This is a genomic window from Rhodovibrio salinarum DSM 9154, assembly GCF_000515255.1.
Taxonomy (GTDB): domain Bacteria; phylum Pseudomonadota; class Alphaproteobacteria; order Kiloniellales; family Rhodovibrionaceae; genus Rhodovibrio; species Rhodovibrio salinarum.
In genome coordinates this window covers 4,112,156-4,136,121 of the sequence record NZ_KI911559.1, presented here as the reverse complement: position 1 = coordinate 4,136,121, position 23,966 = coordinate 4,112,156, and the positions used below count along the sequence as shown (strand labels likewise).

General features: G+C 67.2%; 17 protein-coding genes. 15 read left to right on the top strand and 2 right to left on the bottom strand.

Going from position 1 to position 23,966, the window contains the following annotated elements; genetic code table 11:
• Positions 1-66 precede the first annotated feature (66 nt).
• Both prsR and prsK read right to left on the bottom strand, forming a co-directional pair.
• Positions 67-1,413 (bottom strand): PEP-CTERM-box response regulator transcription factor, encoded by a 1,347-nt coding sequence (gene prsR, locus RHOSA_RS0119185; RefSeq protein ID WP_027289922.1) that lies wholly within the window; start codon positions 1,411-1,413, stop codon positions 67-69.
• Entirely contained in the window at positions 1,410-3,530 is a 2,121-nt protein-coding gene (gene prsK / locus RHOSA_RS0119180; protein ID WP_027289921.1) for an XrtA/PEP-CTERM system histidine kinase PrsK, read from the bottom strand. The genes prsR and prsK overlap by 4 nt, the downstream gene beginning before the upstream one ends.
• Before the next feature lie 152 nt (positions 3,531-3,682).
• On the opposite strand from prsK, the gene RHOSA_RS0119175 reads away from it, so the two are divergent.
• The 15 genes from RHOSA_RS0119175 (at position 3,683) to RHOSA_RS0119105 (ending at position 23,956) form a co-directional block, all read left to right on the top strand.
• On the top strand, positions 3,683-4,588 hold the full coding sequence (locus tag RHOSA_RS0119175) for a hypothetical protein (RefSeq protein WP_156092858.1): 906 nt from the start codon (positions 3,683-3,685) through the stop codon (positions 4,586-4,588).
• Between the two features lie 111 nt (positions 4,589-4,699).
• The gene (locus RHOSA_RS0119170; protein ID WP_169816668.1) at positions 4,700-7,405 is read left to right on the top strand and encodes a tetratricopeptide repeat protein; all 2,706 of its coding nucleotides are present in this window, start codon (positions 4,700-4,702) and stop codon (positions 7,403-7,405) included.
• Between the two features lie 211 nt (positions 7,406-7,616).
• On the top strand, positions 7,617-8,243 hold the full coding sequence (locus tag RHOSA_RS0119165) for an XrtA/PEP-CTERM system exopolysaccharide export protein (protein ID WP_027289918.1): 627 nt from the start codon (positions 7,617-7,619) through the stop codon (positions 8,241-8,243).
• A gap of 118 nt (positions 8,244-8,361) precedes the next feature.
• A complete protein-coding gene (locus RHOSA_RS0119160) occupies positions 8,362-10,014 on the top strand; it encodes an XrtA system polysaccharide chain length determinant (protein ID WP_027289917.1) in 1,653 nt (550 codons plus the stop codon).
• 52 nt (positions 10,015-10,066) lie between these two features.
• A complete protein-coding gene (locus RHOSA_RS23795) occupies positions 10,067-11,011 on the top strand; it encodes an AAA family ATPase (RefSeq protein WP_051432361.1) in 945 nt (314 codons plus the stop codon).
• 46 nt (positions 11,012-11,057) lie between these two features.
• A complete protein-coding gene (locus RHOSA_RS24525) occupies positions 11,058-12,383 on the top strand; it encodes an ExeA family protein (protein WP_051432360.1) in 1,326 nt (441 codons plus the stop codon).
• The gene (locus tag RHOSA_RS23785) at positions 12,383-13,321 is read left to right on the top strand and encodes an XrtA system polysaccharide deacetylase (RefSeq protein WP_051432359.1); all 939 of its coding nucleotides are present in this window, start codon (positions 12,383-12,385) and stop codon (positions 13,319-13,321) included. Before RHOSA_RS24525 ends, RHOSA_RS23785 begins: the two co-directional genes overlap by 1 nt.
• The gene (locus tag RHOSA_RS0119140; protein ID WP_027289916.1) at positions 13,318-14,376 is read left to right on the top strand and encodes a FemAB family XrtA/PEP-CTERM system-associated protein; all 1,059 of its coding nucleotides are present in this window, start codon (positions 13,318-13,320) and stop codon (positions 14,374-14,376) included. Before RHOSA_RS23785 ends, RHOSA_RS0119140 begins: the two co-directional genes overlap by 4 nt.
• A gap of 39 nt (positions 14,377-14,415) precedes the next feature.
• A complete protein-coding gene (gene xrtA / locus RHOSA_RS24520) occupies positions 14,416-16,017 on the top strand; it encodes an exosortase A (protein WP_051432358.1) in 1,602 nt (533 codons plus the stop codon).
• A 20-nt stretch (positions 16,018-16,037) separates the two neighbouring features.
• Positions 16,038-17,981: an XrtA/PEP-CTERM system amidotransferase gene (locus RHOSA_RS0119130; protein ID WP_027289915.1), complete on the top strand. Its 1,944-nt coding sequence runs from the start codon at positions 16,038-16,040 to the stop codon at positions 17,979-17,981.
• A gap of 48 nt (positions 17,982-18,029) precedes the next feature.
• Entirely contained in the window at positions 18,030-19,403 is a 1,374-nt protein-coding gene (locus RHOSA_RS0119125; protein ID WP_169816667.1) for a TIGR03013 family XrtA/PEP-CTERM system glycosyltransferase, read from the top strand.
• Between the two features lie 11 nt (positions 19,404-19,414).
• Entirely contained in the window at positions 19,415-20,581 is a 1,167-nt protein-coding gene (locus RHOSA_RS23775; RefSeq protein WP_081728865.1) for a glycosyltransferase family 4 protein, read from the top strand.
• A complete protein-coding gene (locus RHOSA_RS23770) occupies positions 20,578-21,846 on the top strand; it encodes a glycosyltransferase family 4 protein (RefSeq protein ID WP_081728864.1) in 1,269 nt (422 codons plus the stop codon). Before RHOSA_RS23775 ends, RHOSA_RS23770 begins: the two co-directional genes overlap by 4 nt.
• Positions 21,843-22,874: a glycosyltransferase gene (locus tag RHOSA_RS0119110; RefSeq protein WP_027289913.1), complete on the top strand. Its 1,032-nt coding sequence runs from the start codon at positions 21,843-21,845 to the stop codon at positions 22,872-22,874. Before RHOSA_RS23770 ends, RHOSA_RS0119110 begins: the two co-directional genes overlap by 4 nt.
• Positions 22,875-22,927: 53 nt before the next feature.
• Positions 22,928-23,956, top strand: a complete 1,029-nt coding sequence (locus tag RHOSA_RS0119105; RefSeq protein ID WP_156092856.1) for a glycosyltransferase — start codon at positions 22,928-22,930, stop codon at positions 23,954-23,956.
• Positions 23,957-23,966: the final 10 nt, after the last annotated feature.

Here is a 23,966-nt window from a genome sequence, read left to right as displayed (position 1 = left end):
GGGTTAGCCGTCACCCTACAGCCGCGCCCATGACCCGGCAACGGGCCGGTCAGTGTGGTTGCTTTGCTAACGCAACCCCTGTTCGCGCAGCAGCTGGTACAGGGTTGGCCGGCTGACGTCGAGCAATCGGGCGGCTTCCGAGATGTTGCCCTCCGACTGCGCCAGCGCGCGGCGCACGGCTTCCCGCTCCGCCCGGCCGCGGATCGTCTTCAGGCTCTCGACGTCGATTACCGGCGCGGCGGCGAGGCCGAGGTCTTCCGCCGTGATCACGCGGTCGGCCGCGACGGCCGCGCGCTTGATCCGGCTTTGCAGTTCGCGGACGTTGCCGGGCCAGGTGTGGTTGTTCAATGCCTCCAGCGCTTCCGCCGAAAAGCTGCGCGCCGCCAATTTCTGCTCCTGGCACCACTGCGCCAGGAAGTGCTGGGCGATCAGCAGGATATCCTCAGGACGCTCGCGTAGCGCGGGGACGTGGACGACCGCTTCCGCCAGACGGAAATACAGGTCTTCCCGGAAGGTGCCCTCGGCCACCATCGCGGTCAGGTCCCGGTTGGTGGCGGAGACAATGCGGGTGTCGAACGGGATCGACTTGCGCCCACCGACCCGCTCGAAACTGCGTTCCTGCAGCACCCGCAACAGCTTGACCTGCAGCGGCAGGCTCAGGTCGCCCAGTTCGTCCAGCATCAGGGTGCCGTTCTGGGCCTGTTCGATCCGTCCCGGGTTGGTCTTGTGCGCGCCGGTGAAGGCCCCCTTCTCGTAGCCGAACAGCTCGCTTTCCAGCAGGTTCTCCGGGATCGCCGCGCAGTTCAGGCCGACGTACTCGCCCTTGCGCGTGCCGCCGGCCATCTGGTGCAGCCCGCGGGCGAGCAGCTCCTTGCCGGTGCCGCTCTCGCCCACGATCAACACGCTCAGGTCCGCCCGGGCGAACCGGGCGATCTGTTGGCAGGTGGCCTGCATCGCCGGGTTGCAGGTGATCACGCCGTCCACGGCCGCGCCGGCGTTTTCCTGCAGGCTGCGGTTCTCCGCCTCCAGGGCAGCCAAGCGAAAGGCGCGGTCGACGATCAGCGCGATCTCCTCCAGCTGCACCGGCTTTTCGTAGTAGTCGTAGGCGCCCAGCGCGATCGCCTTGAGCGCATAGGCCCGCTCGCGCTGGCCGGTCATCACGATGACCTTGGTGTGCGGCGCACGGTCGAGGATTTCCTGCAGGGTGGCCAGGCCCTCGCTCGGGCCGTCCACGTCGGGTGGCATGCCGAGGTCGAGCAGGACGACATCGCTTGGGTTGCGGGCGTGTGCGGCGAGCGCGCTGCGCCGGTCTTCCGCCAGGTCGACCGTGTGCCCGTCGAACGCCCAGCGCAGCTGCTTGCGCAGGCCGGGGTCGTCATCGACGATCAGAAGGCAGGGCTTTTGGTCGTTCACGACGCAGTCTCCAGAGGTTCGTCATGCGAGGGCGGCGCGCTCGGCGCCGCGCGAAGGTACGGCACGCTCAGACGCATCGTGGTGCCGGCGCCGGGGGTGCTGAGGGCTTCCAGGTCACCGCCCAGTTCGCGCGCCAGTTCGCGGCACTGATAGGCGCCCATGCCAAGGCCGCCCGACTTGGTCGACCGGAACGGCTTGAACAGTTCCTGGTCGACGAAGCTTGGCGACATGCCGCAGCCGCGGTCGACCACATCGATCACCGCCGCCGTCTCGCTTGCCCCCAGTTCCACGCGCACGGGCGCGCCGGACCTCTCGGCGGCGGGATCGGCCACCGCCTCCCGGGCGTTGGCGATCAGGTGGTCGATCACGGCGGTGAAGCGCGCGTGCGGCAGTCGGGCGGTGAGCTCGCTGGCGGCCGGGTCGACATGCAACTCGACCGATGAGCCGCCCTCCCGGTTCAGGCTGTGCACCCGGGTCTGTAACAACTCGGCGAGCGGGGTCGGCGTCAGATCCTCTTCATCCAGCCCCGACTTGAGGCCCTGGATGCGCGCCGTTAGCGCTTCCAGCCGGCCCACGGCATGGGCCACCGTCTCGGTCATGTCGGCGCGGAATTCCGGATCGTGGCCGTGGCGTTCAAAGTTCTTCAGCAGCAAGGCAAGTTGACTCACGATGTTTTTGATGTCGTGGACCACAAAGGCATAGTGCCTTGAGAAACGCTCGAATTGTCGAGTTTCCGCGCTTGCCTGCGCCATCCGTTGCTCGGCCAGCTGGCCGGCGCAGTGCTGCGCGGCCATGACGATCAGGGCGCGGTCTTCCGCGTCGATCGTCCGCGCCGCGCGGGGCCGGGGCAGGGCGACGAAGCCGACCAGCGTGGCGCCCCGAACCAACGGCACGGCCAGCCAAACCTCGGGCGCACGCGTTTCAAGCGCGGCCTGGTCCAAAGGCTGCGGTGCGGCCGGACCTTCCCGCGACGGCATGCTGGTCTCGAAATCGGCGGGGTGTAATGCGGGCGGGCTTGCCGGCCGGAAGTTCCAGCTGCCCGCCAAACGCGGGCGCGCCTCCGTGCCCGCGCCGGGGTCGTAGGTGTAGAGCGCGCCGCCCGGCGCTTCCACCAGGTTCGCGATCGCCTCGATCAGGCGGGTTTCCAGCGGAGCGCCGCTGCGGTCATCGGCCAGTGTGGCGAGCAGGCGCTGCCATTCGTGCAGATAGTCGTATTTCCGGGTGAAGAAGTTACGCGCGATGAAGTGTTTCGCCCCAGCCCGGACCGCGCCCGACGTCAGCACCGCGAGCAAGGCCAGCACGGTCAGGAACAGGAAGGCGACCTGCACTGGCAGCCGGTAGGCGGGCGCCAGTCCGCCCAACGCCACCGCGACCGCCGCCACGACCAGCAGGTACAGGCCGCTCGCGATCAGTGCGGTGGAGTAGAGCGCGCCCCGGTGGGAGATTTGCAGCTGGCGCTGCCACAAGCGGGCGCGCAGCACCCCCAACGCCATCACCGGAACGGCCACCAGGTTCAACAACGCCTGAACCTCCAACAACTCCTGGCTCCAGACGCCGAGGCCCAGCAGTTGCGCGTCCAGGAACAGCTCGTAAGCAAACAGTGCGGCCAGCGGGAAGCAGAGAAATTTCAGATGCCAGCGCGCCGCCTCGTCGGAGTTGCGCAGCACCCCGGCGATCAACGCCAGCACGAACACCCCCGCGACCAGCTGCAGGGCGGCGACGAATTGCCAGACCCCGGGCACCCCCGCCCAGGCCAGCGTCGTCAGGCCCAGGAAGATACCGGCCAGGAGTCCGACGACGGTCCAGGTCCGTCGGCCGGCGTGTGTGCCGGCGGTATCTTCAGGCGTCGAGGACGCGCTGTCGGTGCGGTGCGCACGTGTGGTGGTTAGGCCTGCGAAAAAGACCATCCAAGCCAGCGCGCGCGCGAAATGGAGGTAGGGCTCGGCGATCCAGCTCACCGGGCTGGCGATGGCGACGCTTACGGCCCAGAGCCCGTGCAGTGTCAGCGCCGCCGCCAACAGCCGGGCCTGTCCGCGTGCCCAGCCGAGTACGGCCGTGAGGGCGGCAAGACCTAGGAATCCCAATCCGGTAGCGAGAAAGGCCAGTGCGCTGATCATCGGGTCGTCGCGCTTTGGCTGCCCATGGATTACCCCTCATGACCCAGTAAGTTGTAAATAATTTCAGACACATCTCCATTATACACGTGTAAGGTTTTTGGACAGTCGGCCATCTGGCCAGCGCTCAATTCGATGGTAGGGGATGAGTTCTAATGAGTACGCCGATTGAGCAGGTTCGACTCGATGTGGTTATGCAGTGTCTACATCTAATGGGGGATGTTGACGCCGCGATCGAGGCGGCTCGCCGGATCGTGGACTTTGTCGCCGAGGATGAGGAGGCGCCAGCCTCGCCCCTGTCGAAGACGGTCAGTTCGGCCAATGGACGCCCGAAGGTCGTCATGACGGAGACGGCGCCGCGCCCGGCCGGCCCGACCCGCCGTCAAACGACTCATCACGAGACGCCGGTCGCGTCCAAGGCTGCGTCCGGGGCGGCCGGAGAAGCGGGCGGTCGGGCCGATCCTGGGGCCGCAGCCGTGCGCCCGTCGTCACAGGAGGCCCGCGGGGGTACCGGTGTTGGCCGCGGTGCCGGCCCCAAGACCCGCTGGGACGAAGGCGCCGAAGAGGTGCTGCGGGCGGAATGGGGCACCGGGCGGCCGGTAGAGGAGATTGCCGCCAAGATTGGCCGGACCGTGGGCAGTACCCGCGAGCGCGCGCGTCGGTTGGGTCTGAGCCGGCCGAAGCGCTCCGAGGTGGCGCCGGAATATCGTCCCCAGCCCGCCAACCGCCCGGTTGCGGCGAAGGGAGGCGGAGCGGACGTCCGCACCCTCCATACCAAGACGAAGCGCAAGGGCCGGCGCCGGCCTCGGCACGCGGACGTGCGTCGGGTGGAGCCGATCGACATCTCGGCTTACCGCATCCAGCGCCCGAGCGAGACGATCGACAGCGTCGTGAACTTCGTGCGCAGCCGCGATTATCAGGTCGTCCGCGCAGCCGACGGCACGTTCGTCGTCGACGGCCGGAAGGAGTTTACCGAAGCCGCGTTCATTGAATGGGCGAACGGCCTGCGCCGGATGCTGAAAAAGCCCGCCTTCGCCCTGGAGTGCGCCCAGGGCACGTAAACGCTCTGGGGCAGCCGTGTTGCGAGCGCCTTGCGGTCGACTGCGTACGACGCGGAAACTGGTCTGAAGATGTTGCCAACTTGGCGCTCTACAACAATAGCGGGCAGGACCATGGCGTCTAAACTTTCAAAGCTCACCTTGTGTTTGTCGTTGGCGGCCGCATTGACGGCCTGCGACAGCCAGTCTCCCGAACAGAAGGTGGAAGCGCTGCGCGCGGCGGCGGCCGAGCATATCGCGGCCGGCAAGTATCAGTCCGCTGTGATCGAGTTGAAGAACGCCCTGCAGGTGCGCCCCGACACAGCGGAGGTCCGGCATCAGCTCGGAAATCTGTATCTGAAACTGGGCGACCCGGTGTCCGCGTTGAAGGAGTTGGAACGCGCGAGCGCGCTTGGTTTGGACACCCCCGAGGTGATCATGGGCCGCGCCCGTGCGCATCTGCTGCTGCAAGACAACGCCGCCGTGCTCGATCTGGTGAAGGCACCGGCTGCGGACGCGCCCCTGCCGGAGGACGCGGCGCCGGGGCCCTATGCCATGCGGGCGCGGGCTCTCGTCGGCGATGGCCAGTTGGACGCGGCGGTCGATCTCGCGCTCAAGGTCCTGCGGATCGAGGATCATCCGGACGCGCGCCTCGCCCTGGCCGTTGTGGCCGCGCAGCGGGGCAACACTCAGAACATGATGGCCCAGGCACACACGGTTCTCGATTTGCGGCCGGATGACCTGCAAGCCCTTTGGTTGCTTGCCCTCGGGCAGGTGCGGTCGAACGACAAGCCAGCTGCTCGTGCCACGCTGGAGCGGATGCGCACGCAACTGTGGTGGCCGGTCAAGGCGGACTTGCTGACGGTCAGTTTGGCGCTCGACGCCGGTGACCGGGAGTACGCGTGGAAAGTGCTGGACAGGCTGGAGAAAACCGCCGCGCAGAATCCCGACGCGCAGCTCTATATCGCCATCGCGGCCCTGGAGCGCGAGCAGTACGAAAAGGCCCGCATGACGGCGGAAACCCTGCTCGGCCGCTATCCGAATGTGCCGCGTGCGGTCTTCGTGGCCGGTGCCGCCAACCTGGAACTCGGCAACTACGTGCTTGCGCGCGATTACTTGGAGCGGTTCGTGCGTACTGCCCCGGACGATGCGCGCGCGGCTGGAATGCTGGCCCGCGCCGAGGCAGCGGCCAAGCGGATGGTGGCTGCGCGCGACAATGTGGCCACCGACCCCGAAGCGCAAAGCGAACAGTTCGTCGACGCGCAACCCGATCCCACCGAACGGCAGGTCGCGACGATCGCGGACGACGATTTCGAGGCGGGCGGTCTGCAGGAACCGGAAGCCCCCGATGCGGAGGACCTGCGGGCGCGGGTCGCCGAAATCCTGGCGATGGTCAAGCGCCAGGAGTTCGACGCCGCACGGACGGCGGTCGAAGAGCTGAAGGCGCAGATGCCTGACGATGCGACGCCGCGCGAACTCGAAGCGCTGGTGATGTGGGGTGCTGGCGCGCGTGCCGAGGCTGTGGCTGCGATGACGGCGCTGCAGAAAGAAACCCCAGCTTCGGTCGCCCGGACCACCAATCTATCCCAGATGCAGCGGGCGATGGATGCGCCCGAGGCCGCGCTGGAGACCATCCAGCGGGCCCGGGCGGCTGGAGCGGAGGACCTCCGCCTCCATCGTGAGGCGGCGCGGGCCTACGCCATGTTGAATGATGCGCAGGGGGCGTTCGAGGAGTTCCGCGGCGCCTTGGCGCTGGACCCTGACAACTTGCGGATCCGGGCGGTGATCGCGCGGTACCACCTGCAGCAGGGCGACCCGCAGGCGGTGCTGGATATCATGGAAACGGCGCCGGCCGCGGCCGCGGACGATCCCGAGCTGGTGCGTCTGCAAGCGCAGGCCAACCTCAACCTCGGCCGGCGTGAGGAGACGATCGCTCTGTTGCGCCACCTGACCGAGATCCAGCCGGAAGATCCGGTCGCCTACCAACAGATCGGCGAATTGCTGCTCGGCATGGGCCGTCCGGCCGAGGCGGTGGCGCCGCTCAAGACGGCGCGCCTGCTGTCCGACGAGGCTCTGGCGCCAAGCCTGCGGCTCGGCAGGGCGTTGCTGGAAAGTGGGGAAACGGCGGCGGTTGGCGCGCTGATCGACGAGCTCAAGACCGCGCATGCCGAAGACCCCCGCGTGCTGGTGCTGATCGGGAACTATGCGCTCAGCGTCGAACAGGATGTCGATGCCGCCGAGCAGGCGTTCCGCCAAGCCTTCGAGCGCGATCCGAGTGAAGCCCGGCTGACGGACCTGGTGGCCCTGATGACCCGCGTCGGCCGGTTCGACGACGCGATCGACGCGATCGAGACTTGGCGCGCGGCGCATTCGACCGGTCTGAGCACCGAGGCCACGCTGGGCGAACTCTACATTGCAAACGGCGATGCGCCGGCTGCGGTGGAGGTCTACCAGGGCTTGGTCGCGCGGGCGCCGGAGACTGTCGCCTACCGGAACAACCTGGCCTGGCTGCTGAAGGAGCAGGGCCAGCTTGAGGGCGCGCAGGAGCATGTTACAGCCGCGCTGGATCGGGCGCCGGACAATGCCAACGTCCTCGACACGGCGGGCATGATCGCGCTGGCACGTGGCGATCTCTCTACAGCGGTCAAGCGACTCGCGGAAGCCGCGGCGGCCGCCCCGGAGAATGCGGAAATCCAGCTGAATTACGCGGAGGCCCTGTTATCCGCCAAGAACGGGGGGACCGCCCGCGAGATTCTGGCCGGGATGGACCGCGCCCGCGTGCCGGAGCGGCTGCACCCGCGCCTGGACGCCCTGAGCGCGCGTAGTGCCGATCCGCAATGAGAGCGTGTGCGGTACGCGCGTCGTCGGGGGGAGACGCGGCTCGATGGTCGCGCCTCACCCGAACGGGGTATCTCTTGTTTCGCAAATCGAATTTCGGATCACCCAAAAGCATTCACGGTTTCTCCAAATGAAACGCTGGCCTTGCTTGTTGTGAATAGAGGGTGGTGAGACGATGGCCTTCAGAAAAATTCCAATTTACGGAGTGAATAACGTGCGACGTTTTGGAAAAGGGGCGCTCGCGGGCGTTGTTCTGGGAGTCGGCGCGGTTGCGCTCGGCGCCTGCAGCAGTGTCGGGACGTTGAGCGAGGAAGAAGCGGCGGCGCGCGTGGAGGCGCCACTCTATCGGGTTGGACCGGGGGACTCGCTGCAGATTTTCGTCTGGCGCAATGCCGACTTGACGACTCAGGTCGCGGTTCGTCCCGACGGGCGGATCACAGTGCCGCTGATCGAGGATCTGGAGGCGGCCGGCAAGACGCCGACCGAGCTTGGCAAGGACATCGAGACCGAACTGGCGGCCTATATCCAGGACCCGCTGGTCACGGTGATCATGACCGGCTTCGTCGGCACCTACCAGCAGCAGGTGCGCGTCGTCGGCGCGGCGGCCAATCCGCAGGCGATGCCATACCGCGCCGGGATGACCCTGCTGGACGTGGTGATCAACGTCGGCGGCTTGACCGAATTCGCGGCGGGCGATCGCGCGACCCTGGTGCGCACGGCGGACGGGCAGCAGACCCCCTACCGCGTCCGTCTGGACAGTCTGGTGCGCGATGGGGAGATCGACGCCAATGCCGCCGTCTACCCGGGCGACATCCTGATCATTCCGGAGACGTACCTCTAACACGCGCGGATCGCGGCAGACGCGATCGCAACCAACGCTCCGGTCCGCGCAGCGGCGCGGTTTCATGCACGTCCCGGATCGCCGGCGTCTCGCCAGGCGGCTCCGTGGGAGGGTCGTAATGCAGGATATCTTGGATCAGATCTACCAGTACCTCGATGCTGTCTGGCAGCGGCGCTGGATCGCGTTCGGTGCGGCGGTCGGTCTGTCGCTCGTCGGTTGGGCCGCGGTGGCCACGCTGCCCAACACCTATGAGGCACGGACCAAGATCTTCGTCGATACGGCGAGTGTGCTGAACCCGCTGCTGCGCGGTGTGGCGGTCGAGAACGATGTCGACCATCAGCTTGCGGTGATGCGCGAAACGTTACTTGCCCGCCCCAACCTCGCAGAGGTGGTGCGTCAAACCGATATGGATCTCACCGCCGAGACGCCCGCTGAACTCGAGGCGGTGATCAATTCCCTTGGCAAGCGTATCCGGGTCGATTCCACCAAGACCAATATCTTCACGCTGGCCTACACGGACACGCAGCAAAAGCGCTCATACGAAGTCGTGCAGTCGCTGATGACGATGTTCGTGCAGAATAACCTGGGCCGGAATCGCGAGGATATGGACTCGGCGCAGGCGTTTCTGGACCGGCAGATCGCCGAGTACGAAAACAAGCTCGATACCGCAGAACACACGCTTGCCGTTTTCAAGCAGCAGAACATGACGCTGTTGCCGGGGCAGAGCGGGCTTCAAGACCAGTTGAGCAGCGCGCAGTCGGAGCTCGCGCTGCGCCGGTCCCAGCTCAACGACGCGATCGCCCGCGAGAAGTTGCTGACCGAGGAACTGGCCGGCACGCCGCAGACCCTGACCCAACAGGTGGGGGGATTCGGGTCTGGCCCGCCAACCGGCGTAGAAGCCCGGATCATGGCCCTGCGTGGTCGTCTGGAGGAGTTGCGCTCCCGCTATACCGATCAGCACCCCGACGTACAGGCCGCTCAGCGGCAGATGGAGGGGCTGCAGCAGGAGTTGGATGCGCAGGCGCGTCAAGTCGCGGGCCCGGGGGGAGAGGCGCCCCTGACCCCGGGTGGGATCCAGACCCCGAACCCGACCTATAGCGAACTCCGGGTCCGGCTGGTGGACACGCGCGCCACGGTCGAGACGTTGCGTCGCCAGGTCACGGATGCCGCCGCCAAGGTCGAGCAGATTACCTCGCGCCTGGAGCAGGTGCCCGAGGTCGAGGCCCAGCTTCAGAAGCTCAAGCGCGACTACGACGTGATGAAGCACAAGTACGAGGAACTGCTGACCCGGCGCGAGTCCGCGCAAATCTCCTCCGACCGCGAGCAGCAGGGCGACCGCGTTCAGTTCCGCATCATCGAGCCGCCGCAGATCCCGACGATCGCGGCCGGCCCGCCGCGCAGCCTGTTCATGACGGCTGTGCTGGTGGTTTCAGTCGGCGTAGGCGTGGGGCTCACCATCCTCCTCGGATTCTTCAGGACGACTTACGCCACCTCTAGCCATCTGCGGCGCGACTTCGACCTGCCGGTGATTGGCGTCGTCACCAAGTTGCGCGACCGCCGCTACGCCGTCCGCCGGCTGATCAGCAACCTGGGACTCTGCGTGGCGCTGGTCGGTTTCCTCGGCCTGTTCGGGGCGCTGCAGCTGGTCGAGGCCAAGGTCGGGCTCGGCAACCTGACGCAGAGCCAGATGACACCCGCGGCGCTCAAGAACGTGCTCGCCAGCACGGTCGATGGTGTTCAGTCCGGAACGATCGGGGCCTCCAGTGAGTGATTTGACCCGGCCGCGCGGTACGCACGGCGCGCCTGACAAGCGAGATGGCAAAATGACCGAGCAAACGCCGACCGACCGTGTTGCGCACAAAACCGCTGACCGTCTGTGGTTGATCGAGCGGGCGGCCGAACGCCTCGATGCGGCCCGGACGAATGGTCATGCCGCGCCCAAGCCGACCTTGGCGGAGCGCGCGGAGGCCGCGGCGCAGCGACCGACCGACCCGGCTGTGGACGGCCAGCGGGACGCCGCGTCGAACCAGCAAATGTCGCCACGCAAGTCGCAAACCGTCACGCTGGACTTCGCATGGCTACAGGCCAAGGGCTACCTGACGCCGGCAACCATGACCAGTGCGCTTGCCGAACAGATGCGGATGGTCAAGCGCAGCCTGCTGCATCGGTTTCGCAAGGGCACCCGGGCGCGTAGCAACGTCATCCTGGTCACCAGTTCGCAGCCGGGCGAGGGCAAGAGCTTCATTTCCCTGAACCTGGCGATGAGCTTGGCGTGCGAATACGACCTGCGGGTCGTACTGATCGATGGCGATTTCGGGCGACCGGACCTGTTGACCCGCATGGGCGTGCACGAACAGGCGGGCCTTCTGGACATCGTTGCCGATCCGTCGCGCGATCTTTCCGAGGTGTTGTTGCGCACGGACCTCGAGCGGCTGTCGCTGATCCCCTCCGGCCAGAACCGCGAGCTTGCGAGCGAGTTGGTGGGCAGTCAGCGCATGGGGCAGATCGTCGACGAACTATCGACCCGCTATCCCGACCGCTTGGTGATCATCGATTCCGCCCCGGTGCTGGCCGATTCCGGTACGGCGATTTTGAGCGAGTACGCCGGTCAGGTCGTGTTCGTCGTCGAGGCGGACCGCACCGACCGGGCCACGATCGACGACGCGCTCGAGCAGATGCCGGCCGATCTGGAACCGCAGATCGTGCTCAACAAGAACCGCGGCCGCGGGCGGGTGCGCACGCCCTACTACAAGTACGCCGCGCCCTGAGCCTCACGGCCCGCCGTCCCGTTCCCAACCGCTGGACCGATTGCGGATGTACCTCGAACATTATGGCCTGACGCATCTGCCCTTCCAGATCACCCCGGACGTGCGCTTCTTCTTCGAAAGCCACGGCCACAGCCGCGCGCGCGCGACGATCATCTACGGCCTGTCGAAGAGTGAGGGGTTCGTCGTTGTCACCGGCGCGGTCGGTGCGGGCAAGACGACCCTGTTGGAGCATCTGCTGGCCGGCGGCCGCTTCGCGGATGCGGTGGTGGCCCGGATCAATACCACCCAGCTGGGCGCCGAGAACCTGCTGGGGCTGATCGCCTACCGTCTGGGGCTGCCGGAAAATGCGCCGACCAAGGCGGGACTGCTGCGCGACCTGGAGCGCTTCCTGCTGGCCACCCGGGCAGAGGGCAGGCGCACGCTACTGATCGTCGACGAGGTGCAGAATCTCTCCCAGGAATCGCTGGAAGAGCTGCGTATGCTCTCCAACTTCCAGGACGCCGAGCATCCACTGCTGCAGACCCTGCTGGTCGGTCAGCCGGAATTCCGCGAGCGCTTGGCCCAGCCGGATACCGAGCAGATCCGTCAGCGCGTGATCGCGTCCTATCATTTGGCGCCGCTCGCGCCGGAGGACGTGCCCGCCTACATCGGCTATCGCCTGAAGCACGCGGGCTACGCCGGCCTGCCGCTGTTCACGCCGGAGGCGCTGGCGGAGATCGCGGCTGAAACCGGCGGTGTGCCGCGCAAGATCAACCGTCTGTGCGACCGCGCGCTGCTCTATGGCTTCCTGGAAGACCGTCACGAGCTGGATGGTCCGGCACTGGCCGAGGTGATCCAGGAAATGCGCGCGGAATGCCTGCAGGCCGACGCGCCCGGTGCGCAGGCAGAGTCCCAGGCGACCTCGGCCGCGCAGCGGGTGCGCGCGGCGGCGGTGGAGCTGTCCGAGGCCGCATTGGAGCCACTGGAACTGGTCGATGCGGTCGAGGACGCGGCGCCCGAAGGCGTCGGGCCTGAAGAAGTCGGGCCTGAGGAAACTGGGCTCGACGCCGACACCGCTCCGGCCGAGGCCCCTCGCGCACAGCCGCAGCGACCCGTCGTGGTCGCCGTGAACGGTCACGCGCACCCCGATCTTGCTTTCGATGGCGCGCCGGCTGCGCAGAACGGCCACGGGCATGGCGGATCGGCGATTGACGACCGTGCAGGTCTGTCGAGCGAAATCGCCGCGTCGCCACCAAGCGATCCGGCGACGCTGAGCGCGACCGTGGCGCAACTGCGCACCGAGTTGGCGGCGTGCAAGGCCAAGATTGCCCGGATCGTCGACGTGCTGTCGCACGATGGCGGTCTTGATGGCCGTGAACGGGAGCGGCACTGATGTCCCGCCGCGCCAGCTGGGCCGTTGATGCCACTGCCCTTGCCGGCCCCCGTGCCCATGCGATGAGCGTCGACGTCGAGGAGCATTTCCAGGTGTCCGCCATGGCGCCGGTGGTCAAGCGCACCGACTGGGACCGCCATCCCTCGCGCGTCGCCGCGAACACGCGCCGGGTGCTGGAGCTGTTCGACCGCCACGGCGTGCGCGCGACCTTCTTCACCCTGGGTTGGGTTGCTGCGCGGCATCCGAACCTGGTGCGCGATATCGTGGCTGCGGGCCATGAGTTGGCCAGCCATGGCAGCTTGCACCAGCGCGTCCACACCTTGAGCCCGGCCGAATTCCGCGCCGACGTGGGGGACAGCAAACGGCTGCTGGAGGATGTCGCCGGCGTCGCCGTAACCGGCTACCGCGCGCCCAGCTTTTCGATCGATGCGCGCACGCCCTGGGCGCATGAGGTGTTGCGGGCGGAAGGTTACCGCTATTCCTCCAGCGTGTTTCCGCTCAGCACCGACCACTACGGCATGCCGGAAGCGCCGCGCTTCGCCTACCGTCCGTTCGACGACGACGGTTTCCTGGAGATTCCGCTGACCACGGCGGAGGTCGCCGGCCGACGTGTGCCGTGCGCCGGCGGCGGCTACTTCCGGCTGCTGCCGGTCGGCCTGTCGACCCGCGCGATGCGCCGGGTCACGGACCGGGACCGGGAGGCCTGCGTCTTCTACTTCCATCCCTGGGAGGTCGATCCCGACCAGCCGCGCGTGACCGGACTGAGCGCCCGCGCGCGCTTCCGTCACTACCTCAACCTCAAGCGCATGCAGCCTCGCCTGGAAGTGCTGTGCCGGAGCTTCGCCTGGGACCGGATGGACCGGGTGTTCCCGGTCGATCGGGCTTCGGCGACAACCGCGCGCGCAGCATTGGCGCCGGCGCTGGAGGCAGCGTCGTGAGCGAGCGTCGGTCGGTTACGGTCGCGGAGCTGGCGCCCGGAGAGGAGGCGACCTGGGACGCCTTCGTCAGGGCGCATCCGCAGGGCACCTTCTTCCATCTGTCCGCCTGGAAGCCGGTGATCGAGCGCGCTTTCCGCCAGCGCGGGCATCGGCTGGCCGCCTGGCGCGGCGGTGAGTTGGTCGGCGTTCTGCCGCTGACGCATCTCAAGAACCGCCTGTTCCCGAGCGCGCTGGTGGCCAACGCCTTCTGCGTCACCGGCGGACCGCTTGCCACTGATGGGGAGGTGCGCCGGCAGCTCGACGCGGCCGCGCTGTCGTTGGCCGACCGTCTGGGCGTGCACCACCTGGAATACCGATTGGGGGCGGGGGCGGCGGAGACGCCGCCGGCGGCCGGCTGGCACCGCCGTGACGACCTCTACGTCACCTTCCGCAAGCCGATCACGGCCGACCACGACGCCAACATGAAGGCGATCCCGCGCAAGCAGCGGGCGATGGTGCGCAAGGCGATCGGCTTCGGCCTTGCGTCCGAAGTTGCCGCCGACACCGAGGCCTTCTTCCAAGTTTACGCCGAAAGCGTGCGGAATCTGGGCACCCCGGTGTTCACGCGCCGCTATCCCCGGCTTTTGCAGGAGGCGTTCGGACCGGCCTGCGAGACGCTGCTGATCACCCATGAAGGCCGGCCGGTCAGTGCGGTGATGTCGTTCTACTACAAGGGCGAGGTGTTGCCGTACTACGGCGGCGGCACGGCCGACGCACGCGGGCTGGCGGCAAACGACTTCATGTACTGGGAAGTCATGCGCCGGGCCGCCGACCAGGGCTGTACCTCCTTCGACTTCGGCCGCAGCAAGACCGGCACCGGCGCGTATGCCTTCAAGAAAAACTGGGGCTTCACGCCGGAGCCGCTGACCTACGACACGCATCTGGTGCGTGGCACGGAAGTCGCGGAGGTGAACCCGCTGAACCCGAAGTACGCGCGCCGGATCCGCACCTGGCAACGCCTGCCGTGTGCGCTCGCCAATACCCTGGGTCCGCCGATCGCGCGCGAACTCGGCTAGCTCCCGTTCGTTCCGGCCGTTCTCGAAGGTTCCAGCACGATGACCACCCTTGGTCCGACCCACGGCCTCGCCGCTGCGCCGATCTCCCCGCTCCGCCGGGCCGGGCTGGTCTGGCTGGCGCTGGCTGCGATCATCCTGCTGGCGCTGCACGAGACCACGGCCAGCATCGTTGGCGTGTGGAGCAACTCGGCGACCTACGGGCACGGTTTTCTGATCGTGCCGATCGTGGGCTATCTCGTCTGGCGGCGTTGGCCGCTGCTGACGTGCCTGCCGGTCCAGCCGGCCGCCTCCGGGCTCGCGCTCATGTTGGGCGCGGGGCTGGTATGGCTGGTCGGTACGCTCGCCAATGTCAATCTGCTGCAGCACTTCGCCCTGGTGGGGCTGCTGCAGGCGAGCGTGCTGGCGGTGTTCGGCTGGCGGATCACCTGGGCGGTCGCTTTTCCGTTGGCCTATCTGCTGCTGGCTGTGCCGTTCGGCGACTTCGCGGTCGCCCCGCTGCAGACCCTGACGGCGGAGTACACCGTGCCGCTGGTGCGGATGAGCGGTGTGCCGGTCTATCTGGAGAACTGGCGGATTCAGGTACCTGGCGGCGCGTTCCTGGTTGCGGAGGCGTGCGCGGGCGCGCGCTACCTCTTGGCGTGCATCGCGCTTGGCCTGCTGGTCTGCGACCTGTTGTTTACGGCCTGGTGGAAGCGGGTGCTGTTCGTCGCGTTGTCGATCGCGGTGCCGATCGGCGCCAACGTGCTCCGCGCCTATGGCATCATCATGCTGGCCTACCTCAGCGATTTCGAGATCGCCGTCGATGTCGACCACCTGATCTATGGCGGCATTTTTCTGAGTCTGGTGACGCTGATCCTGATCGCGCTCGCCGTCTGGCTGCGTGATGACGGCGCCATGGGGCTTGGACAGCTCGTGCCTACGTCGAAGAATGCCGACGCCGGTGCACCCGCGTCCGCTTCCGCCTGGCGCGGACTGTCCGCCGTAGGCGTGGCCGGCATTGCGATCCTGGTCGTGTTGCGCGCCTATGCCGGCTGGGCGTCCTCGCCCCCGGTGGCCGAAGCGCGGGCGCTGGACGTGCCCGACCGCCTCGGGTCCTGGCAGCGCGTTGATGATGCACCGGTGGACTGGCGCGGCGACTTCCGTGGCGCCGATCAGCAGGCCGCTTGGGTCTACCGGGATGGGGCCCGGCAGGTGACCTTGTTCGTCGCCTACTACGCCTATGACCGCCCCGGGGCCGAACTCGTCTCCTCGCGCAACAGCCTCCTGGGCGATCCGGAAACGAGTGTGCAGAAGCGCGGTCAGGCCAGTGACGGCATCGTCGCCGGCCTCCCGGCGCCGCAGTACCTGCGTTTGCGGGGGCCGATGGACCGGGAGGGGCGCCTCGTCTGGTCGTGGTACCGCGTTGGCGCGGCAGTCACTGGCCGCCCGGCCGTGGCAAAACTGGAGACACTGAAGGCCAAGTTGCTCGGCACCGCCGTGCCAAGTTTGGCGGTCGCCGTCGCGACGACGGCAACGCCTGCGGCCGAGGAACTCTTGGCGGACTTCGTGAGCGAATTGGACGGGCTGACCCGCATCCAGCTGACGCCGACATCCGATGCGCCCGGGGCCGCGGCCCAAGCGGTGTTGTCCGGTTCCGACTAACTCTGCGAGAAGGATACGCCATGTGCGGACTGGCCGGCCTGTTCGACAGTCGTGCGCGTCGCCCGGTGGATGCGCGCCGCCTGACCGCCATGACGGATGCGATCAGCCACCGTGGTCCCGACGATGCCGGCTATTTCCAGGCCGCGGGCATCGGACTGGGCCATCGGCGTCTGTCGATCATCGACCTGGCGAGCGGTCACCAGCCGTTGTTCAACGAAGACGGCACGGTTGCCGTCGCCTACAACGGCGAGATCTATAACTTCGCGGAATTGATGGCGGAACTGAGTGCCCTCGGCCACGTCTTCGCCACCCGCTGCGATACCGAGGTGATCGTCCACGCCTGGGAAGCCTGGGGACCGGACTGCGTCGATCGTTTCCGGGGCATGTTCGCTTTCGCCCTCTATGACGCGAACTGCGAGACGCTGTTCCTGGCGCGTGACCGAATGGGCATCAAGCCGCTGTACTACAGCGCGTTGCCCGATGGCCGAGTCGCCTTTGGCTCCGAACTCAAGACGCTGCTGGTGCTGCCGGAGGTGGCGCGCGAGCTGGACCCGATCGCGGTCGAGGAGTTCTTCGCGCTTGGCTACGTGCCGGAGCCGCGCTCGATCTACCGGACCGTGCGCAAGCTGCCGCCGGGCCATGTGCTGACGATCCGCCGTGGCCAGGCGATGCCCGAGCCGCGCTGCTATTGGGACATGACCTTCCAGCCTGACCAGACGGACGAGGCTGCTGTTGCTGCCGAGTTGCCGGAAAGGCTGATGGAAGCGGTCGGCATTCGCATGATCGCCGATGTGCCGCTGGGGGCTTTCCTGTCCGGCGGGGTGGATTCCAGCGCGGTCGTCGCCTGCATGGCAAAGTCGCGGGAGACGCCGGTCACCACCTGCGCGATCGGCTTCGGCGAGGCGGACTACGACGAGACCAGCTACGCTGACCAGGTCGCCCGGCGTTACAAGACCGATCACCACGCCAAGCGCGTGGCGGCGGATGACGTTGGCCTGTTGGATCTGCTGCCGCGCGTCTATGACGAGCCGTTCGCGGATTCCAGCGCGATCCCGACCTATCGGGTGTGCCAGGAGGCGCGCCGGCATGTCACTGTCGCGCTCTCCGGCGATGGTGGCGACGAGCTGTTTGCTGGCTACCGCCGCTACCGTTGGCACCGCTACGAGGAACTGGTGCGCGCCCGTCTGCCGCAGAGCGTGCGCGGGCCGCTGTTCGGCGCTCTGGGCCGCAGCTATCCCAAGGCCGACTGGGCGCCCAAGCCGCTGCGGGCCAAGACCACCTTCCAGGCGCTCGCCCGCGATACGGCGGATGGCTATTTCCACAGCGTCTGCGTCGTCGCCGACAGCCACCGCGAGGCGCTTTACGCGCCCAGCTTCAAGCGCGAGCTGCAGGGCTACCGCGCGGTCGAGCGCATCCGCGAGGTGATGGCCGCTGCCCCGACCGACGATCCGATCAGCCGCGTGCAGTACGCCGATCTCAAGACCTATCTGCCGGGCGACATCCTGACCAAGGTCGACCGCGCCAGCATGGCGCATGCGCTGGAAGTGCGCGTGCCGATCCTGGATCACAAGTTCGCCGAGTGGACCGGGTCGATCCCCGCATCCGCCAAGCTGCGCGGGCGCGAGGGCAAGGCGGTCTTCAAAAAATCTCTGGAGCCGCTGCTGCCCGAGGAGGTGCTGTACCGGCCGAAGATGGGCTTCGGCGTGCCGCTGGCAGGCTGGTTCCGCGGGCCGGCGCGCGCCCGCGTGCTGGCCAGCCTGAAGGGCGAGGCGCTGCGCGGCTGCGGGCTGTTCGACGTCGCGGCGATCGACAACCTGGTCGATCGCCATATGAGCGGACTGAGTGACCATACCCAGCCGATCTGGGCGCTTTTGATGTTCGCGGGCTTTCTGGAGCAGGTGCATGTCGCGCCAACCCTGCCGGCTACGGCGGCGGTGGACGCGTACGACGCGGTGGTGGCCTGAGCCGACCGGATCTCCGGCGCTGTCTTTATCGAGGAGACAATCGTGGGCGTGAGTGCGCGGGTCGTCTGGCCCCTCTACATTCTGGCAGTGGTGGAAGCGGTGGCGTTGGTCGTCCTGTTCATCACGGTCCAGTACACCGCTTTCACGGTCGCGGGCGAGGCGGTCGGCTTCTGGTACTTCGTCGAGCGCGCTTTGCTGCTGGGCGCGCTCGTGCTGACGATGCTGTTCGCGGTCGGGCTGTATTCCTTCCATGTTGCCGAGAGCCTGCCCGATCTCGCCGCGCGCGTGTGCGTGGCCGTTTGCCTGGCGTTCGTGCTGCACGCGATCCTGACTTACGTGTTCCCGCCCGTGCGGATCACGATTAGCGCCCTGATCCCCGGCCTGCTGTTGGCCTTTGCGCTTGTGTTCGCGTTGCACCTCGCGTTTTTGCGGGTCGCGGACCTCGCGCACCTGAAGAGCCGTGTGCTGGTGCTCGGCACGGGGGACAGGGCTGCCAAGGTGGGGGCGCTTGCCCACCGTGGCCGGCGCAGCCGCTTCATGGTGGTTGGGTACGTCGAGCTGGAGCCGGTAGCCTGTGCCGTCTCGGGTGCGAAGCTTGTTGCCATGCCCAACGACCTTCGCGCCTATGTCGCCTCGCACGCGATCGACGAGATCGTGGTCGCGTTGGAGGACCGGCGGGGTCAACTGCCGTTGAACGATCTGGTCGCCGCGCGGCTGGAGGGGGTGCGGGTCACCGATTATCACATGTTCGCCGAGCAGGCGCTGGGCGCGGTCGATCTGGATGCGCTGTCGCCAAGCTGGTTCTTCGACCGGGCGGGGTTCCGTACGACCCGCGTGCATCTGATGGCCAAGCGCGCGATTGACCTGGTCGCCAGCCTGGGTCTTTTGACGGTGACGCTGCCGCTGCTGATCGTGACCGCGCTCGCGATCAAGCTGGAGAGTCCCGGGCCGGTGTTCTACCGGCAGGCGCGGGTCGGGCAGGGCGGCCAGCCGTTCATGCTGTTCAAGTTCCGCTCCATGCGTCAGGACGCGGAGGCTGACGGACGGCCGCAGTGGGCGCAGCAGGCGGACCCGCGAATCACCCGGGTGGGCGCGTTCATCCGCAAGACCCGGATCGACGAGATCCCGCAGGCGATCAACGTCCTGCGCGGGGATATGAGCTTCGTCGGGCCGCGCCCGGAACGCCCCTTCTTCGTCGACGAATTGGGCGCGCAGATCCCCTTCTACCGCGAGCGGCATAGCGTGAAGCCCGGGATCACCGGCTGGGCACAGCTCAACTATCCCTACGGCGCCAGCGTCGAGGACGCGCGCCAGAAGCTTCAGTACGACCTGTTCTACATCAAGTACTACACCATCATGCTGGACATCGCGATCGGGCTGCAGACGGTGCGCGTCGTCCTCTGGAACGCCGGCGCGCGCTGAAGGCGGCAACCGTGTATCCCCTAAAGACCCAGCAGCCTTCGACGCCGCCCCCCACCTTGTCCGAGGTGCGTCCGGTTCAGCTCTTGCACGTGTTTCCGACCTTCGCGGTTGGCGGGGTGCAGGTCCGCATCGCCGACGTGGCGCGGCGTCTGGGCACGCGTTACGCGCACACGCTGATCGCGTTGGACGGGCGGCACGAGGCGCTTGACCGGGTGGACCCCAACAACCCCTGGACCCTTTTGCCAGCGGACGGCTTGACCGGGGTGAAACGTTTGCCGGCGATCCGCCGGGCGCTCGCCCGCTCGGAGGCCGATATCCTGTGCACCTACAACTTCGGCGCCATGGACTGGGCGCTTGCCAACCGGCTCGGCCCGCGATGGCCGCACCTGCATTTCGAGAGCGGCTTCGGGCCGGAGGAAGCGGTCCGGCCCCTGCGGCGGCGCAGCCTCTATCGCCGGCTCGCGCTGGCCGGGGTCGACGCGCTGGTGGTGCCCTCGCATGGCTTGCTGGAGATTGCCCGGCGCCACCGCTGGGCGCCATCGGGACGGCTGCGTCATCTGGTGAACGGGGTCGACCTTGCCCATTACACGCCGGCCGCGCCGGTTCCGCCGTTGCCGGCGATGGCCGCGACCGTGCCGACCGTCGTGGCGGTGGCGCCGCTGCGCGCGGAGAAGCGGCTCGATCGGCTGATCGCGTTGTTCGCGCGGGCAGCCGCGGACACCGACGCCCGGCTCGTGATCTGCGGCATGGGCCCGTGCGAAGCCGATCTGCGCGCACAGGCGGCGGCGAGCGGCCTGGGCGACCGGATCGCCTTCGCCGGACAGGTCGCCGATGTGCGCGCGGCGCTGACGGGGAACAGCATCTTCGCGCTGACCAGCGTGACCGAGCAGATGCCCAACGCGCTTTTGCAGGCGATGGCGATGGCCCGGCCGGTGGTGGCATTCGACGCTGGCGACGTGGCCCGCATCCTGCCCCAAACCGCGCCGGCCCAGGCGTTCGGCCAAGAGGATGCCGGCGGTTTCGAGGCGGCGTTGAGCCGGCTGCTAAAAGACGGCGAGCTGCGCGCGCGCCTCGGGGCTGCGAACCGGGCGCGCGCGGAAACCGCTTACGACATGACCGCGATGGTGGCGGCTTACGACCGCCTGTACCGCAACGCGCTGGAGCGCCCGAGCCCGTGAACCTGCTGGTTTTCACCACCCTCTATCCCAACCCCGGGCAGCCGCATCACGGCGTATTCGTCGAGAACCGGTTGCGCCACCTGCTGGCGACGAGCGGCTACCGCGCCAGCGTGATCGCGCCGGTGCCCTGGGTGCCGCCGGGGCTGCGCGGTCATCCCCGGTATCAGGCGTTGACGCGTGTGCCGGTGCACGAGGTGCGTCACGAGCTCGACGTCTGGCACCCGCGCTATCCGGTGATTCCCAAGGTCGGCATGACGGCGGCGCCCGCGCTGCTGTATGCCGCCGCGCGCCGGCAGGCGCGGGCCTTGATGCGGGCGGGTGACCGCTTTGATCTGATCGACGCGCACTATTTCTACCCGGATGGCGTCGCCGCGGCGTTGCTGGCGCGCGAGCTGGGCCTGCCGTTCACCGTGACCGGGCGTGGCACCGATCTGAACCTGATCCCCCGCTATACCGCACCGCGCCGGATGATCCGCTGGACGGCCGCGCGGGCGGCGGGACTGATCACGGTGTGCGATGCGTTGCGTCAGGACCTGGCTGGCCTGGGAGTCGATCCGGGCCGTGTTCAGGTGCTGCGTAACGGCGTCGATCTGGCGACCTTTTGGCGCGATGCGGCGGGCCGGGCGCGCTGGCGAACGGAACTTGGGCTGGGCGAGGCGCCGGTCGTCGCCTCGGTCGGGCATCTGATCGCGCGCAAGGGACACGATCTGGCGATCCGTGCCCTCGCCGGGCTGGCGCCGGATACACACCTCCTGATCGCCGGAACCGGCCCGGAAGAGACCGCGTTGCGGACGCTTGCCGGACAACTGGGCGTCAGCGACCGGGTGCACTTCCTGGGCGCGGTGCCGCACGACCAGCTGCGCGCGGTCTATTCCGCCGCGGACGCGTTGGTACTCGCCTCCAGCCGGGAAGGCTGGCCGAACGTTTTACTGGAAAGCCTAGCGTGTGGGACGCCGGTGGTCGCCACGTCCGTCAACGGCACGCCCGAAGTGGTGCGCGACCCGGTCGCCGGGCGCGTCGTCGCCGAGCGTACGCCCGAGGCGCTCACGGGTGCTCTGGCAACGATCCTTGCCGCACCCTCCGACCCTATGACCATACGCGCCTACGCCGAGAGCTTCTCCTGGGCGGCGACCAGCCGGGGGCAGATCGAGATTTTCGAAGGCCTGGCGCAGGCGGCGAGCGCTACGGCAGCTCTTGGTTTTGCCGGGAGTGGCTACGCAAACGACGTGGCGCTAAGTGCCTGCCGAAGCCGGAGGCGCGGATGAGACCGGGGACCGACGACGTCGAACTGGAGACCATCAACGTGATCGACGATCACGCGGTGCAACCGACTTTCAGCATCGTCATGCCGTCCTACAATACCGAACGCTTCATCGGCGACGCGATCCTGAGTGTCGCACGGCAGCATTACCAGCCGGTCGAACTCGTCATTGTGGACGATGGCTCAACCGACGAGACCGCGGCGGCGGTGGAGGCTTATCAAGAGCGGTTCGCCGTCCCGATCTTGTTGCTCCGACAGCGCAACCAGGGCGCCGGCGCCGCAAGAAATGCGGGCGTCGCAGCGGCGGTGGGCGAGTGGATCGTGTTCCTGGATTCTGACGACGTTCTGGAGCCGAACGCCCTCGCGGCATTCGCAACCCCGCTCCACACTTTTCCCGACGCGCAATGGATTGGCGGCGACTTTTCCGTCGTCGACGAAGATGACAGGGCTGAGATTATCCCCTCCCTGGCCGACCGGCAGAAGGTCCGCGAACTCCTCGGGGAAGCGTTCGAGGATCGGAGACCTCTGCGGCTCGAAGATTCCGGGCCAAAATTCATTCGAGTGTCCTTAACCGCGGTCGGCGCTTTGGCCGTGCGGCGGGACTTCTTCTGTCAGGCTGGGGGGTTCGATGAATCGCTGAGACAGGCGCAGGACTATCATCTCTGGATACGGCTTGCGCATCTTGCGCCGTTTCATTTCGTACCCGAAAAGGTCTTCCGGTACCGTCAGCGCGCAGGAAGCAAGACGAACTCTGGGATGCCGCCCCGTATCGGAGCAAGGGCCGCGTTTCATGCCTTATGCGATGACAAGTGCTTGGGCGTCGATCATGACGCGATCTCCGAGCGACTGAACGAGTTTTACGTTACGGATAGTATTTACTGTGCCAGGAAAGGCAGATTCCGATCCGCATTGCGACTATTCTGGCAGGCGCGGCGGTATGGACGATTACGCGTGCGAGATTTCTATGTGCTCGCGAAGGCGCTGCTTAAGGCGGTCATGTATGGCGCGGGCCGTTGGCAGTCGTTCAACTAAACAATGCTCACGTACGCTGCGTACGGTGGGACGCGCATTTGGAGACGCTCAAGATGACCGACGTGACCGTAGTCATTCCCGCACACAACGCGGCGCAGTATGTCCGGACCTGTCTGGACAGCGTCGCGGGGCAAACGCGCCTTCCAGAAGAGGTGATCATCGTTGAGAATGGATCTTCCGACGGGACCCGGGACGCCTGCGCGGATTGGATCGCCGCCCATGATCTTCAGGTGCGCCTTGTCAGTCTCGACTACGGGAACGTCTCGAACGCCAGGAATGTCGGTTGTAGCCTTGCGACAACCACGTTGGTCGCTCTACTCGATGCGGACGATTGCTACATGGCGGATTTTCTCGAGACCTCGGTGGAGGCCTTCCGCCTGATGTCAGATATAGATCTGTTCTTCGGCGATCGGATGCTGTTCGACGAACGGACGGGCGACCTGGGGCCCGCGCTCGCCAAGAGCGGCCTGCGGTTCGTGTATCGCGACGCGGTAACGCCCACAGTGTTCCGGTTGACCGAGGGGCTCCTCGAAGCCTTGGCGGCTGGTAACTTCATATCCCCAAGTGGCTCGGTATGCCGTCGGGCTTCGGCCTACGCGGCCGGCCTGTTCAATCCGCGTCTGAAATCGAGCGAGGATCGCGAGTTCTTTTTCCGGATGGCTGCGCTTGGGCCGGTGGCGTATACGCCCAACCTCGTGACTCGATATCGTGTCCATGCCGCGAGCACAATGGCGGTCACCGAGACTGTGGAACTGCAGAAGAACGCGCTCAGATCCATCGTCGCGATCTTGGCAGATTCGGATCAACTCAAGCTGACGCGGTCTCAGATTCAGGCGCTCGCTTCGGTGCGTCAGGTCTGCGCGGGCCGGATCCTGTCGCTTGCGCGTCGGGCCGGTTTTAAATGCTTAAGAGCCGAGCAGAGCTGGCTGCGCGGCCTGAACGCGGGCGGCTGGCTGCGTGCGCTCATTTGGCCGCTCACGGTGCGCGTGTCGCGTTTCTGGCCCCGGCGCTGGCGCGGGAGGTCGGACGCAGTGTCGCGCGAAGGAGCGCCGTCAAGTGTACCTCCGTTGAGCCCGCAGTGACGCGGCTTTT